At 59.5% G+C, this 14,193-nt stretch carries 9 protein-coding genes, 3 rRNA genes and 1 pseudogene (1 of these 13 running past the window's edge); 6 read left to right on the top strand and 7 right to left on the bottom strand.

Going from position 1 to position 14,193, the window contains the following annotated elements; genetic code table 11:
• The first annotated feature begins 127 nt into the window (after positions 1-127).
• A complete protein-coding gene (locus ACZ5BO_RS01745; protein ID WP_025132471.1) occupies positions 128-466 on the top strand; it encodes a hypothetical protein in 339 nt (112 codons plus the stop codon).
• Positions 467-504: 38 nt separating this feature from the next.
• Here the strand turns inward: ACZ5BO_RS01745 and lapD are convergent, their stop codons facing one another.
• Both lapD and lapG read right to left on the bottom strand, forming a co-directional pair.
• Positions 505-2,451 (bottom strand): cyclic di-GMP receptor LapD, encoded by a 1,947-nt coding sequence (gene lapD / locus ACZ5BO_RS01740; protein ID WP_464697930.1) that lies wholly within the window; start codon positions 2,449-2,451, stop codon positions 505-507.
• Between the two features lie 14 nt (positions 2,452-2,465).
• Entirely contained in the window at positions 2,466-3,158 is a 693-nt protein-coding gene (gene lapG / locus ACZ5BO_RS01735) for a cysteine protease LapG (protein WP_025132469.1), read from the bottom strand.
• Positions 3,159-3,424: 266 nt separating this feature from the next.
• Between lapG and ACZ5BO_RS01730 the strand changes: the two genes are divergently transcribed.
• Complete coding sequence (locus tag ACZ5BO_RS01730; RefSeq protein ID WP_025132468.1) at positions 3,425-4,189, top strand: thioesterase II family protein; 765 nt, start codon at positions 3,425-3,427, stop codon at positions 4,187-4,189.
• A gap of 69 nt (positions 4,190-4,258) precedes the next feature.
• Here ACZ5BO_RS01730 and ACZ5BO_RS01725 read toward each other — a convergent pair whose 3' ends face one another.
• Entirely contained in the window at positions 4,259-5,044 is a 786-nt protein-coding gene (locus ACZ5BO_RS01725; protein ID WP_371261384.1) for a methyl-accepting chemotaxis protein, read from the bottom strand.
• Positions 5,045-5,113: 69 nt separating this feature from the next.
• Positions 5,114-6,139 (bottom strand): annotated as a pseudogene (locus ACZ5BO_RS01720) (HAMP domain-containing protein); the annotation flags it as partial.
• A gap of 314 nt (positions 6,140-6,453) precedes the next feature.
• On the opposite strand from ACZ5BO_RS01720, the gene ACZ5BO_RS01715 reads away from it, so the two are divergent.
• The 4 genes from ACZ5BO_RS01715 to ACZ5BO_RS01700 all read left to right on the top strand — a co-directional run bounded on the left by ACZ5BO_RS01715 (position 6,454) and on the right by ACZ5BO_RS01700 (position 11,811).
• Entirely contained in the window at positions 6,454-6,954 is a 501-nt protein-coding gene (locus tag ACZ5BO_RS01715; protein ID WP_464697928.1) for a sigma-70 family RNA polymerase sigma factor, read from the top strand.
• A 5-nt stretch (positions 6,955-6,959) separates the two neighbouring features.
• A complete protein-coding gene (locus ACZ5BO_RS01710) occupies positions 6,960-7,967 on the top strand; it encodes a FecR domain-containing protein (RefSeq protein ID WP_464697926.1) in 1,008 nt (335 codons plus the stop codon).
• A gap of 99 nt (positions 7,968-8,066) precedes the next feature.
• Positions 8,067-10,559, top strand: a complete 2,493-nt coding sequence (locus tag ACZ5BO_RS01705; RefSeq protein WP_464697924.1) for a TonB-dependent siderophore receptor — start codon at positions 8,067-8,069, stop codon at positions 10,557-10,559.
• A gap of 70 nt (positions 10,560-10,629) precedes the next feature.
• Complete coding sequence (locus ACZ5BO_RS01700) at positions 10,630-11,811, top strand: PepSY-associated TM helix domain-containing protein (protein ID WP_464697922.1); 1,182 nt, start codon at positions 10,630-10,632, stop codon at positions 11,809-11,811.
• A 155-nt stretch (positions 11,812-11,966) separates the two neighbouring features.
• On the opposite strand, the gene rrf (ACZ5BO_RS01695) is transcribed toward ACZ5BO_RS01700, so the two are convergent.
• From rrf (ACZ5BO_RS01695) to ACZ5BO_RS01685, 3 genes are all read right to left on the bottom strand, one after another.
• Positions 11,967-12,082: ribosomal RNA gene (rrf, locus tag ACZ5BO_RS01695) — 5S ribosomal RNA — on the bottom strand.
• Positions 12,083-12,195: 113 nt separating this feature from the next.
• Positions 12,196-12,311 (bottom strand): 5S ribosomal RNA (gene rrf, locus ACZ5BO_RS01690).
• Positions 12,312-12,445: 134 nt separating this feature from the next.
• Positions 12,446-14,193 (bottom strand): 23S ribosomal RNA (locus tag ACZ5BO_RS01685); it runs 1,144 nt beyond the window's last position.

Raw genomic sequence — 14,193 nt, 5'->3', positions numbered from 1 at the left:
TCAGGGCCTGGCAAACCGCATGCGCCGTGACGATTGTCTCGGCGCACCGCATACTCGCGCTCTGAATGCGGCGTTAGCCTATGCTCCTGACAGCCCGACGCCGAAACACATGCCTGAGGGATTTGCCATGTTCTACGTGCAACGCGATGCACAAGGTCAGCTGGTTCGCGTGGAAGCCGCCGCGTTTGCCGAGGCCACCGAGACCCTGCCCGCCGATCACCACGAGATCCAGACCTGGTATGCCAATGAGGCAGTAGAGGTCAGTCTCAAGCAGCTCAAGCAAAGCGACCTGGAGATGATCCGGGTACTCGACGACCTGATTCAGGTCCTGACCAGTAAGGGAGTGATCCGCGTCACCGACTTGCCGACAGCGGCCCAGGCCAAGTTGATGGATCGCAGCCAGGCCCGTGAGGCCCTGGGTGGCCTGAGCCGGTTGATCAATGATGACGAGACCGGATTGATCTGACGCTTCGCCGGCAAGCCGGCGAAGGCGGCATCAGCCCCTCAACGCCAGGGCGCCGGCTCGCCGAACAGTTGCCCCTGCACGCCATACAGTCCCATCTCGCGAATCACCTGCAGCTCTCCCGCGGTCTCGACCCGCTCGGCAATCAGCGGCAGGTCGATGCTGTGGGCGGCCCGCTGGATGGCCTCGATGAACAGGCGCTTGTCGCTTTCCTGATCGATGTCGCGGATGTAGCTGCCATCGATCTTCAGGTAGGCCAGGCCCAGGCGCGCCAGGTTGCCGATCATGCTGAAGCGGCCACCAAAACGCTGCAGGCTGAGGGAGAAACCCAGCTCCCGCAGGCGCCGGGTCAACTGTTCCAGCTGGATCTGTTCGGGCAGTTGCTCTTCACCGATTTCCAGGGTCAGGCGCGAGCCCAGGTCGGAGTGCTGGCGCAGAGTCTCGAACACTCGGTTCAGGGCCTGAGGATCCGCCAGGGTAGCTGCCGAGAGGTTCAGGGCCAGACTGTGCTGGTGCCCGGCCATCTGCTTCAACACCTGTTCGAGCATCAGCTGGTCCAGGCGCGAGGTCCAGGCGAAGCGTTCCAGCCATGGCAGGAAGTGTCCGGCCGGGATGGTCTGGCCCTGCTCGTCCAGCAACCGCGACAACACCTTGTAATGCAGCACCAGCGTAGTGTCCTGGGCCGCCACCACCGGTTGGAAATACAACTGGAAGCGTTGTTCAGCCAGCGCCTGGTCCAGCAAGCGGTGCCAGGCATGATGGTCATCCCCGCCTCGGGCACTGACGCCCTGATCCAGGCACGCCCAGCCGGCATCACCCTGGGCTTCGGCCTGGGCCAGGGCCTGATCGCCGAGGCTCAGCACTGCTTGCAGCGAATCACCATGGGCAAAGGCCGCCAGGCCGATGGAGGCGACCGAGGCCACATCGGTGGCACCGGTGGCATGCAGGTTACCCAGGGCGCTGTCCAGGTTCTGGGCCAGCTGGATCGCTTCTTCGCGCACCAGCCCCGGCGCCAGCACGGCAAACTCGCCACCACGAACCCGGGTTACCAGGTTGTGGGTTTCCGGGTACTTGTTGCACTCGCGCAGCAATTGCTCGCCCACGGCCTGCAACAGCTGGTCAGTGCGCTGCCCGCCCAGGCGCTGGTTCAGCCCAGCCAGGTCCTTGACCCGCAACAGCAGCAGGTAACCTGAGCTGGCCTGCTCCGGGTTGCTCAACCGGGCATTGAGCTGCATCTCGAAATACCGGCGGTTGGCCAGCCCGGTCAGGCTGTCCTGATAGGACTCGATGCGCAGCTTCTCGCTGCGCTCGGCCTGCTCCTGGAACAGCGCCTTGAGCTTCTCGACCATCTGGTTCATCGCCTGCACCACCCGACGCAACTCCGGGGTGCGGGGCAGCTGTGGCAGGCTGAGGAACTCGCGACGGGCGATCGCGTGGGATTGTTGCACCATGTAGTCCAGGGGCTTGAGCTGGCGACGCAGCAGCAGCGCACCGAGTACTGCGCTCACGGCTCCGCAGATCAACAACCAGCCCAGGCTGCCCAGAGCGCTCTGCCAGAGCTTGGCCACCGCGAACATCGGGTGACTGAGCACCTCGACCCGCGCGGCCTGCTCCCAGCCACGGCTGACGATGGCGTCGCCACCGGCAGGCTCCAGGCCAATCAGCTTGACGAACCACTGGGGTACGTTGCCGACTTCCGGAATGCCACTGCGCTCGACGATGGTCTTGTCGGTCGCCAGGTCCACCACGCGGATGCTGGCGTAATAACCGCTGTCGAAGATCGAGCTGACCATCAGCTCGACCATCGCCGGGTCATCGATGTTCGGGGTCAGCGACAGCGCCAGCGCTGTGGCGGCATCCTGGGCGTGGGAGCGCAGCTGGTTGACGTACTGGGTGCGCGAACTTTCCAGGCTGACCATGAAGCTGCCGCTGAAGGCGACCACCAGGAACACACAGATTGCGATCAACAGTTGTTTGAACAAAGACATCTGAGCTCGTGCTCCTAGTTAGTCGTCTCGACCGGAAAACCTTCGGCCTGCATTTTTTTCAGCACATCCTGCCAACGGGACAGGCGCTTGGTGTCGCCGACCCGCTTGTTGCCCTTGGCCCCCGGCAGCCACAGCCCCTCGGCATTGAAGGAATACACCGGTAGCAAGTCGGTACGCTCGCTGGCCGGGCGGATCGAGTCCTCCAGGCTGTCGAGCACCAGCGGCATGGCATCCGCCGTGGAATAGTAGGTCAGGACCATGTGCGCACGGTTCTGGCGCAAGGCCTTGACGTAGGTGATACGCAGTTTGTCACTGGACACCCCGAGGTGGCGCAGGCTGAAGTACTTGGCGATCGCATAGTCCTCGCAATCGCCGGCGCCCTTCCACAAGGCCTCGATCGGCGTCTCCCAGTAATCCACCTGGTGCCACAGATCGATGTCTTCCACATAGCGCATGTTCTTGTTGAAGAACAGGTTGACCACCTTCAACTGCTCAGGCTCGGACACCTGCTTCTGCGTGGCCAGCAAGTGCTGCCAGGCATCGATGCGCTGCTGGCCCGCGCCCAGCGGACCGTAGAGCGCCGTGGCACGGCGGCTGATCAGGGAAAAGTCCCAATCGGCCTGCAGGCTGCCCAACAGCACGCCTGCCAGCAGCAGTGCCGAGCAGAACCAGCGCAAGGTCCGGGAAAGAGTCAAACGTGCCGCCAATGCGATGAGTCCATGGGAGCTGTCATAAATCGGCTGATGGTGCAGGCTGGCCCGGCAAAAAACAATGGCACCTTACAATCACCGCTCACCGAGCAAGGGCCTGCACGGACCTTCAGAGAATAGCTGCAACCCTCATTCCAGGCACTGCGTTGGATAAAGGATTTGCCGAGCCCAGGCGTGCATTCAGCGGCAGCAGCCACTATGTTAGAAGCCACCTGCAGGCTGGGGCACCCACCACCCGCCTGTCACTTGCTTAAGGAAAAGCTGTGTACACCGACACCCGACAATGGACGCTGGTGATCAATTCAGGGCAAAACACCCGGATCCGCTTGATCTGCTTTCCCCAGGCCGGAGCGGCGGCGGAACAGTTGCGGGTGTGGTCGACTGGCCTTGCCGATCATATCGAGTTGGTGGTGATCAACCTGCCGGGCCATGGCCCGCGCCGCGACGAAATGCCCTGTGACAACTGGCCGAGCCTGCTGGAAAACACCTTTGCGGCCCTCGACCCCTGGCTCGATAAACCCCATGCCCTGTTCGGCCACGGCCTGGGCGCCTTGCTCGCGTACGAAACCTGTAAATACGCCCAGGAACATTTCCCCCGGAAGACTCGCCACCTGTTCGTCTCCGGCTGTCGCAGCCCAGACAGCCTGCCCCGGCGCCCCTTGCTGCACTCGCTGCCAATCGCAGCCTTTCGCGAGGCGCTGCTGACCCTCGGCGCCAGCCCCCTGGAAATGCCCCGTGGGCAGAACGACCTGCAATCGTACGAACGCTTGCTGCGCAATGGCTTGAAGCTCTTCGAGACCTGGTACGACACCTCCAGCGGCTGCCTCGACATTCCGTTGACCGCCTTCTATGGCAGCGAAGACCCACTGGCAACCGCCAACCACATGCTCAACTGGCGTGAGTTCACCGGGCGCGAGTTCGAGCTGATCGAGGTGGCCGGCAACCACTTCTTCATCAAGTCGCAACGCCAGCGCCTGTTGCAGGTGATCAATACGCACCTGGGGCTGCTGGGAGAGCTCCCGGCCTGAACGCCGGCCATGAAAAAGCCCGCCCTGCAGTCATGCAGGAGCGGGCCTTGGGGTCTTGCCGGGGCTGCCTCAGATCTTGAAGCTGTCGACCAACTGTTTCAGGCGGCTGGCTTGCTGCGACAGCGCATCGCAGTCCTTCAGGGTTTCATTGAGGTTGGCGACGCCCTGCTGGTTCAGCAGGTTGATCTGGTTGATATCGACGTTGAGGGTCTCGACCACCGCGGTCTGCTCCTCGGTCGCGGCGGCTACCGACTGGTTCATGCCGTCGATCTCGCCGATCCGCTGAGTCACGCTGATCAGCCGTGCACCGGCCTGGTTGGCCACTTCGACGCTCTCTTCGCTGGACGCCTGGCTGGCGTTCATGGTCGATACCGCTTCGCGGGAGCCGACCTGCAGCGAGGTGATCATCTTGTGGATCTCTTCCGCCGATTCCTGGGTACGGTGGGCCAGGTTGCGCACTTCATCGGCAACCACGGCGAAACCACGCCCGGCTTCACCGGCACGGGCTGCTTCAATGGCAGCGTTGAGGGCCAGCAGGTTGGTCTGCTGGGAGATGCCCTTGATCACGTCGAGAATGTGCCCGATGTTATCGGTGCTGGCATTCAGGGTTTCGATCTGGGTGCAGGACAGGCTGATCTTCTGCGACAGCTCGGTCATGGCCTGGATGGTCTGCTCCACCACCTGGCGACCGTCGTCAGCCTGGTCGCTGGCGCCACTGGCGTGCTGCGAGGCATCGGCGGCGTTGCGGGCGATTTCCTGGGTGGCAGCCCCCAGTTCGTTGATCGCCGCGGCCACGCTGTTGGTGCGGGCGCTCTGCTCGTCGGAACCGATGATCGAAGCGTTGGACGAAGCCATCACCCGCTGCGACAGATCGTGAACCTGGCGCGTGGCCGAGGACACTTCGGAAATCGATGCGTGAATCCGTTCCACGAACTGGTTGAAAGAGCTACCCAGTTCGCCGAACTCGTCCTTGCTTTCCACGACCAGGCGACGGGTCAAGTCGCCCTCGCCCTGGGCAATGTCCTGCATCGCGCGGCCCATGGTGATCAGTGGACGCATCAGCACTTGGATCAGCAGGGTCAGCAGCACCGCGATCACGCCCACGGCGATGAACATCGCGATCAGCGCCGAAGTGCGGAACTGGCTAAGCGGCTCGTAGGCCTTCTGCTTGTCGATGGACAGACCGATGTACCACTGCGCATTTGGCAGGCCGGTCACCGGGGTGAAGGAAAGGATGCGTTCCTGCTTGTTGAGGACCACTTCCTGGTTGCCACTCTCGATCCGCACATTGGCGCCCGGGTAGATGTCCTTGAGGTTCTTCATCACCTGGTCCTTGTCCGGGCTGACGATCACCTGACCGTCGGCACTGACCAGGAAGGCATGGCCGAGGCCGCCAAAGTCCACCGAGTTGATGATTTTCACCAGTGTTTCCAAGCTGAGGTCACCACCGACCACGCCCAGCAATTCGCCCTGCTTCTTCACCGGCATGGCGATGGTCACTACCAGGCCACCAACAGCCGCCATGTAGGGCGGGGTCAGCATGGTCTTGTCGGCGGCTACCGCTTGTTTGTACCAGGGACGCTGACGGGGGTCGTAGCCGTCGGGCATCTTCGCGTCGGGACGCTGGGTAAAGGTGCCGTTGGCCTGGCCGACGTAGGTGAACTGGAAGTTCGACGTGAAGGCCGGCTGGTCAACCAGCCCGGGGAAGTCGGCGTTGCTGCCTTGGTGAGCGACGTTCTGTGCAAGGTTCTCGAGTACCAGGATCCGCCCGCTCATCCAGTTCTGCACACTGCTGGAGGTCAGTTCACCAGCCTGCTGGATGGAGGATTCGAGGTTCTGTCGGATAGTGTTCCGCTGCAGGTAGTCGTTGTACAAAGTGAACAACGCAAAAGCGAGAACCACTACGCCGGAGGCGGCCAAAAGGATTTTATGGCTGAACTTGAGATTCATTTCATGGGACTTCTTATGCCGAAAGTGGGGATGCGTCCGTAAAGCAACATTCCATGTAACAGCGCAGGCGATGTTCTCTGACCGCTCTACTTTGGTGCACGCATGTCTTATCAGTTTTTCGGCAAGAATCCCCGAACCCTTAGAGATTTATCTGAATTACTCGTCTGAATTTGCAGAATCCCGCCAAACGGTGTGCCAGAGCATCCACAGCCTGTTTTCAGATGACCGACCGCGCCCTGCTTATTGCCAAATCGATAAACCTTCAATGACAATGCGACTAATTATCATTTGTGACGCTCAGGCAGTCCGCATCCATGTCATCTCCCGAGTTCGCCGTACAGACGCTATACAGCCATCATCATGGCTGGCTGAACAGCTGGTTGCGTCAACGCCTGGGCAACGCCGCGGATGCTGCTGACCTGGCCCAAGATACTTTCGTACGCCTGTTGCAGAAGACCGAACGCCTGGAGCTCAAGGCACCACGGGCCTTCTTGCGCACCATCGCCCGGGGCCTGGTGATCGATCATTGGCGACGTGAAGAAATCGAACGCGCCTACCTGGAAACCATCGCCCACTTACCTGAAGCAGAGGCCCCCGGGGCTGAAGCTCAGACACTGATTCTAGAGCTGCTGGAAAGCATTGCGCGCATGCTCGAAGGATTGAGGCCCAAAGTGCGCCAGGCGTTTCTCCTGGCTCAGTGCGAAGAACTTACCCACAAGCAGATAGCCCAGCAGATGGGCCTGTCCCTACGCACCGTGGAGCGCTATGTGGCCGAGGCGCTCTATCACTGCTACCTGCTGCGCTATGAGAGCTGACGCCTGTGGATAACTATTCCGGCAGTGTGCCACTCCAACCCAACCCCGATCACCTGGTGGTCAAGCAGGCGATCAACTGGCTACTGCGCCTGCGCAACAACGGCGCCAACTCCAAGCTGCAGCAGCAATGCGATCAGTGGCGGGCCGCTCATCAGGAGCACGAGCTGGCCTGGCAACGGGTGCAGTCGTTGCATCAGGAACTCAATGCCAACCTGCGAGCGGTGCCCGGGGCCCAAGTGGCATTGCACACCCTGGAAAACAGCAGTCAGCGCCTGGGCCGGCGCCAGGCCCTGAAACTGCTCAGTGGCGCCCTGCTCATGGGGTCCAGCGCCTGGGTCGGCGGCGACCTGCTGGGCTGGCAACAGTGGACCGCGGATTTCGCCACGGCGGTCGGCGAGCAACGGGGTTTCCAACTGCCCGACGGCACCCGCCTGGAACTCAATACCAACAGTGCTGCAGACCTGGACTTCAACGCGCAACAACGCCTGATCAAATTGCGCCATGGCGAAATCATGGTGTCTTGTGGCGGCGATCAGGACGGCATCCGGCGTCCGCTGCTGGTGGAGAGTCGCCACGCCCTGCTGGAAGGCTTCGATGCCCGTTTCGTGGTGCGCCAGGAAGATCGTTGTACGCGCCTGAGCGTGACGCACGGCAGTGTGGCCATTCATTCGCCGCACACTGCAGACGGCCGTACCGCCCGAGTGGAGGCGGGCCAGAACTATCGGATCGATCACCGACTGGCAGAACCGGTCTCGCCGCTGGCAATGGACGTCGGTGCCTGGGCCGACGGCCTGATCGTGACTCGCAACATGCGCCTGGATGATTTTCTGCTGGAGGTGGGCCGTTATCGCCATGGCTACCTGGGATGCTCTGCGGCCATTGCCGACTTGCGCCTGTCCGGGGTGTTCCGCCTGGAAGACACCGAGAAGCTGCTGGCCATCCTGCCCCAGACCCTGCCGGTGCAGCTGCGCTACCGCACACGCTGGTGGGTGACCCTGGAAGCTGTGGCTTGAGTTGGCCTGTCGAGATTTTTTTTGGCGGGTTTGCGCTGGACGTCCGGCTTAGTCAGTAAGCACTTCAATCTGCTTCCTGCGACTTCAACGGAACCCATCATGACTGTCCGCGATCACCGCCCAAGCTTTCTCTGCGCCCAGACTTTACGCCCCGCTGTCCGTGCCGCCCTGCTGTGCTCCAGCATCGGCCTTGGGGCCATAGCGCCGCTGGTGCAGGCCGCCACCAACGGTGCAGAGGCTCCCCACCACAGCTATAACGTAGCGCCGGGCAATCTCAGCGATGCACTCAACCAGTTCGCTCGCCAGGCAGGGATCACCCTGGCGAGCACTCCCGCCCAGACTCAGGGCCGTCAGTCGCCCGGGCTGCAGGGTAATTATTCGATCACCCAGGGCCTGAACCAGTTGTTGCAGAACTCGGGACTTGAGGCGGTCAGCCAGGATGGCAGCAGTTATGTCCTGCGCGCCGAGCCCCAAGGCAGTGCCCTGGCCCTGCCGACCACCGAGGTCAAGGGCTTTGCCCTGGGCAATGCCCTGGGAGACATGGAAGGCTACAACGCGACACACAGTCAGATCGCCACCAAAACCAGCACCGCGCTGCTGGAGACATCCCAGAGCGTTTCGGTGGTAACCCGCGAGCAGATGGACGATCAGGGCGCACAGACCGTGTCCCAGACCATGCGCTATACCCCCGGTGTACTGACCAACCCCTATGGCGCCACGCACCGCTACGACTATGTGGCGATGCGCGGCTTCAATGACGGCTCGGTGGACAACATCTACCTGGACGGTCTCAAGTCCATGGGCGACAGCGGTACCTACAGCAGCATGCAGGTCGATCCCTATTTCCTCGAGCGGGTGGACATCCTCAAGGGGCCGTCATCGGTGCTCTATGGCCGCAGCTCGCCCGGTGGCCTGGTGGCCCTGACCAGCAAGAAGCCGCTCTATGAGCCCTATCACCAGATCCAGGCGACAGTAGGCACCCAGGGTAAGCAGGGGCTGGGGTTCGATTTCAGTGGGCCATTGGATGATGACAAGCGCATTGCTTATCGCCTGACCGGCCTGACGGACAAATCCGACACTCAGTTCGACCACACACAAGAAAAGCGCTTTGCCCTGGCACCGACCTTGAGCATCGACTTCAGCGACGACACTTCCCTGACGCTCCAGGCCTACCTGCAAAATGACCCTGACGGCGGCTACCACGGCGGAATGCCGGCCAACGGCACCCTGAATCAACGCAACGGCCAGCGTATTTCCGAGCACTTCTTCGAGGGTGAGCCCGGCATCGATGGCTACAAGCGGGATCAGCAATCGTTCGGCTATCAGTTCGAACACCGTTTCAACGATGTCTTCACCGCGCGGCAGAACTTCCGCTACCTCGACTCCAAGGTGAAGCTCGATCAGGTGTATGCCTATGGCTGGACCAACGCCACCAGCAACGACTTGAACCGCTACTACTCGGGCGGGGATGAAAAGCTTCATTCCTTCATCGTCGATAACATGCTGCAGGCCGAGTTCCTCACCGGTGACGTGAAACACACGATGCTGCTGGGGGCTGACTATCAGCGCCGCAAGACCGTGGTGGACTGGGACCAGGGAACGCTGCAGGCAATCAATGCATTCAATCCGGTGTATGGCAACTCGACGATCAATTACTACAGCCACACCAGCTATGTACGACGCCTCGAGCAGACCGGCGTGTACCTGCAAGATCTGATCGAGCTGAACCAATGGCGCTTCTCCCTGGGGCTACGCCAGGACTGGGTGGAAACCTCGGATGAAAACCGCCTGGCTGAGGACAAGCGTCCGCTGGGTACCGAGATCACGGACAAGCGCACCAAGCTCACCGGCCGTGCAGGGGTGCTCTATCTGTTCGATAACGGGCTGGCCCCCTACCTCAGCTATTCAGAGTCGTTCAACCCCAACTCCTATGCCGACAGCGCCGGCAATCCGCTTCCCCCCACAGATGGCACCCAATGGGAGGCAGGCCTGAAGTACCAGCCTCCGGGCACCGACCACTTGTTCACCGCTTCGGTTTTCCGCATCGACCAGGAAAACCTCGCGTCGAAACTGCCCCAGGAAAACTTCTACCGCGCGGTGGGCGCCGTTCGCTCCCAGGGTCTGGAGCTGGAAGCGCACATGCAACTGAGCGACAACCTGAAGCTGCTGGGCAGCTACACCTTCACTGACATCAAGTATTCAAAGTCGATGATCAGTACCTTGAGCAGCACCAATAATCTCATCGAGAACAAAGGCAACTCTCCTACCCAGGCGCCGCGGCAGATGGCTTCGCTGTGGGCCGACTACAAGTTCGACAGTGCGGCGCTCGATGGGCTGCGACTGGGAGGTGGCGTGCGGTATGTGGGCTACAGCTGGGCAGATGCCGAGAACAGCATGAAGGTGCCGGCCTATACCCTGTTCGATGCTTCGATCGGCTATGACCTGGGCAAGGTCGGCCTGAAGGGAGTGGATGTACGCCTGAATGCCAACAACCTGACCAACGAGTCGTACGTCGCCTCCTGTGCGAGCCTGAGCTACTGCTACCTGGGTGAAGAGCGCAACGTCGCTGCCACGGTGAGCTACCAGTTCTAATCAAGGTGATTCCTACAAAGCCAGCGCCTGCCAACAGCCGCTGGCTTTGTCGTCTCTACGGGAAAATGTCATGCGCGCCGTTCTGGTTCTGTTGCATCGCTACATGGGTCTAGCCACTGCATTGTTTCTGTTGCTGGCAGGACTGACAGGGAGTGTCCTGGCCTTTCACCACGAGTTGGATGAATGGCTCAATCCCCAGTTCTATCAAGCCTCCGCAAAGGGGCCGGTACTAGCCCCGGGGTCTCTCGTGGATCGAGTGCAGGCCAAGCACCCACGGCTGCAGGTCTGGTACATGGAGTATCCCCAGGAGGCAGGACACACCGCGCTGCTGGCGGCAGTGCCACGCAAGGATCCAACTACCGGGCAGCCTTACCCCGAGCGCAATCAAGTGTTTTATCTGGATCCGGTCAGTGCCGAGCAGCAGGGGCAACGCTTCTGGGGAGCCTGTTGTTTCCAACGGGAAAACCTGATGCCGTTTCTGCTCGAGTTCCACTACAACTTGAGCCTGCCCGGCAACTGGGGGCTCTGGTTAATGGGGTTGGTGGCCATTGCCTGGGTCATCGATTGTTTCGTGGCCTTGCTGCTCACGCTGCCCCGTGGCCGTCCGTTCTGGCGCAAGTGGTCCACAGCCTGGAGGATCAAGGGAGGGCATGCCTACCGACTCAACTTCGACCTGCATCGGGCAGGTGGATTGTGGTTATGGCTGGTACTGCTGCCGATCGCCATCAGTAGCGTTGCGATGAACCTGCCGAGCCAGGTCTTCAAACCGGTGGTGTCGTTGTTCTCAGCCATCGAGCCGAGTGTCTATGAGGCCCGTGGGCGCCAACCGACGGCAGAACTGGGGGTTACCCGGCTGACTTATCAACAGGCTTATGAGCGAGCCTTGGAGGAGGGACGGCGACTGGGTTTGAAGGAGGTTGTTGGCGAGCTGTACTACAGCTTCGAATACAACTTCTATGGAGCGGGCTTCGGCCAACACGACACCCAGGCGCACGGTAAATCCTGGTTATTCTTCCACGGTACGGATGGGCGTCTACTGGGCCAGGAAATAGCCGGGGAAGGCACTCTGGGAGAACGCTTCTATCGGCTGCAATTACCGATACACGGAGGCAGGATCATCGGGATGACGGGACAGCTGATCATCGCTGCTTTGGGCATTCTGATCGCCATGCTGTCGCTGACAGGCATCTACATTTGGTGGCGCAAATTGATTGCTCGCAGAAGCGGTAAGATACGCAGGGGCCGAGAGTAGGGATCAGGCTGGAACGGTCCCCGTGATCGCTTGTTCGACACAGATCTGCATGAGTAATGACTTGTGACTCGTGCTCGCGGTATCACCTTGTGGCTTTATTCAGCGCAAAAACAAAACCCCTGTCTGCGTAAGCAGACAGGGGTTTTGGAATTCAATCTTGACGATGACCTACTCTCACATGGGGAAACCCCACACTACCATCGGCGATGCATCGTTTCACTTCTGAGTTCGGGATGGGATCAGGTGGTTCCAACACTCTATGGTCGTCAAGAAATTCTGTGGCCAACCCGTTGTGCTCGAAAGCCAACGTATCGGCGAAATCAGTAACTTCTACTATAAAGACAAAACCCCAACTGCTTTCGCAATTGGGGTTTCGGAATTTAATCTTGACGATGACCTACTCTCACATGGGGAAACCCCACACTACCATCGGCGATGCATCGTTTCACTTCTGAGTTCGGGATGGGATCAGGTGGTTCCAACGCTCTATGGTCGTCAAGAAATTCGGGTACTGAGCCGTCTTTCGACGTATCAGCAAATTGGGTATGTAATAGCTTTGTGTGTTTGCAAACTTTCGGTTCGTTTCGTCTTCACACACCGCAATTCGCTTCTAAGCAAATTGCTTGGGTGTTATATGGTCAAGCCTCACGGGCAATTAGTATTGGTTAGCTCAACGCCTCACAGCGCTTACACACCCAACCTATCAACGTCGTAGTCTTCGACGGCCCTTTAGGGGATTCAAGATCCCAGTGAGATCTCATCTTGAGGCAAGTTTCCCGCTTAGATGCTTTCAGCGGTTATCTTTTCCGAACATAGCTACCCGGCAATGCCACTGGCGTGACAACCGGAACACCAGAGGTTCGTCCACTCCGGTCCTCTCGTACTAGGAGCAGCCCCTCTCAAATCTCAAACGTCCACGGCAGATAGGGACCGAACTGTCTCACGACGTTCTAAACCCAGCTCGCGTACCACTTTAAATGGCGAACAGCCATACCCTTGGGACCGGCTTCAGCCCCAGGATGTGATGAGCCGACATCGAGGTGCCAAACACCGCCGTCGATATGAACTCTTGGGCGGTATCAGCCTGTTATCCCCGGAGTACCTTTTATCCGTTGAGCGATGGCCCTTCCATACAGAACCACCGGATCACTAAGACCTACTTTCGTACCTGCTCGACGTGTCTGTCTCGCAGTCAAGCGCGCTTTTGCCTTTATACTCTACGACCGATTTCCGACCGGTCTGAGCGCACCTTCGTACTCCTCCGTTACTCTTTAGGAGGAGACCGCCCCAGTCAAACTACCCACCATACACTGTCCTCGATCCGGATAACGGACCTGAGTTAGAACCTCAAAGTTGCCAGGGTGGTATTTCAAGGATGGCTCCACGCAAACTGGCGTTCACGCTTCAAAGCCTCCCACCTATCCTACACAAGCAAATTCAAAGTCCAGTGCAAAGCTATAGTAAAGGTTCACGGGGTCTTTCCGTCTAGCCGCGGATACACTGCATCTTCACAGCGATTTCAATTTCACTGAGTCTCGGGTGGAGACAGCGCCGCCATCGTTACGCCATTCGTGCAGGTCGGAACTTACCCGACAAGGAATTTCGCTACCTTAGGACCGTTATAGTTACGGCCGCCGTTTACCGGGGCTTCGATCAAGAGCTTCGCGTTAGCTAACCCCATCAATTAACCTTCCGGCACCGGGCAGGCGTCACACCCTATACGTCCACTTTCGTGTTTGCAGAGTGCTGTGTTTTTAATAAACAGTCGCAGCGGCCTGGTATCTTCGACCGGCATGAGCTTACGGAGCAAGTCCTTCACCCTCACCGGCGCACCTTCTCCCGAAGTTACGGTGCCATTTTGCCTAGTTCCTTCACCCGAGTTCTCTCAAGCGCCTTGGTATTCTCTACCCAACCACCTGTGTCGGTTTGGGGTACGGTTCCTAGTTATCTGAAGCTTAGAAGCTTTTCTTGGAAGCATGGCATCAACCACTTCGTCACCTAAAAGGTAACTCGTCATCAGCTCTCGGCCTTAGAATCCCGGATTTACCTAAGATTCCAGCCTACCACCTTAAACTTGGACAACCAACGCCAAGCTGGCCTAGCCTTCTCCGTCCCTCCATCGCAATAACTAGAAGTACAGGAATATTAACCTGTTTTCCATCGACTACGCTTTTCAGCCTCGCCTTAGGGACCGACTAACCCTGCGTCGATTAACGTTGCGCAGGAAACCTTGGTCTTTCGGCGTGGGTGTTTTTCACACCCATTGTCGTTACTCATGTCAGCATTCGCACTTCTGATACCTCCAGCAAGCTTCTCAACTCACCTTCACAGGCTTACAGAACGCTCCTCTACCGCATCACTTACGTGATACCCGTAGCTTCG

Source organism: Pseudomonas sp. FFPRI_1, assembly GCF_055384485.1.
This window is presented reverse-complemented; position numbering and strand designations above follow the sequence as displayed.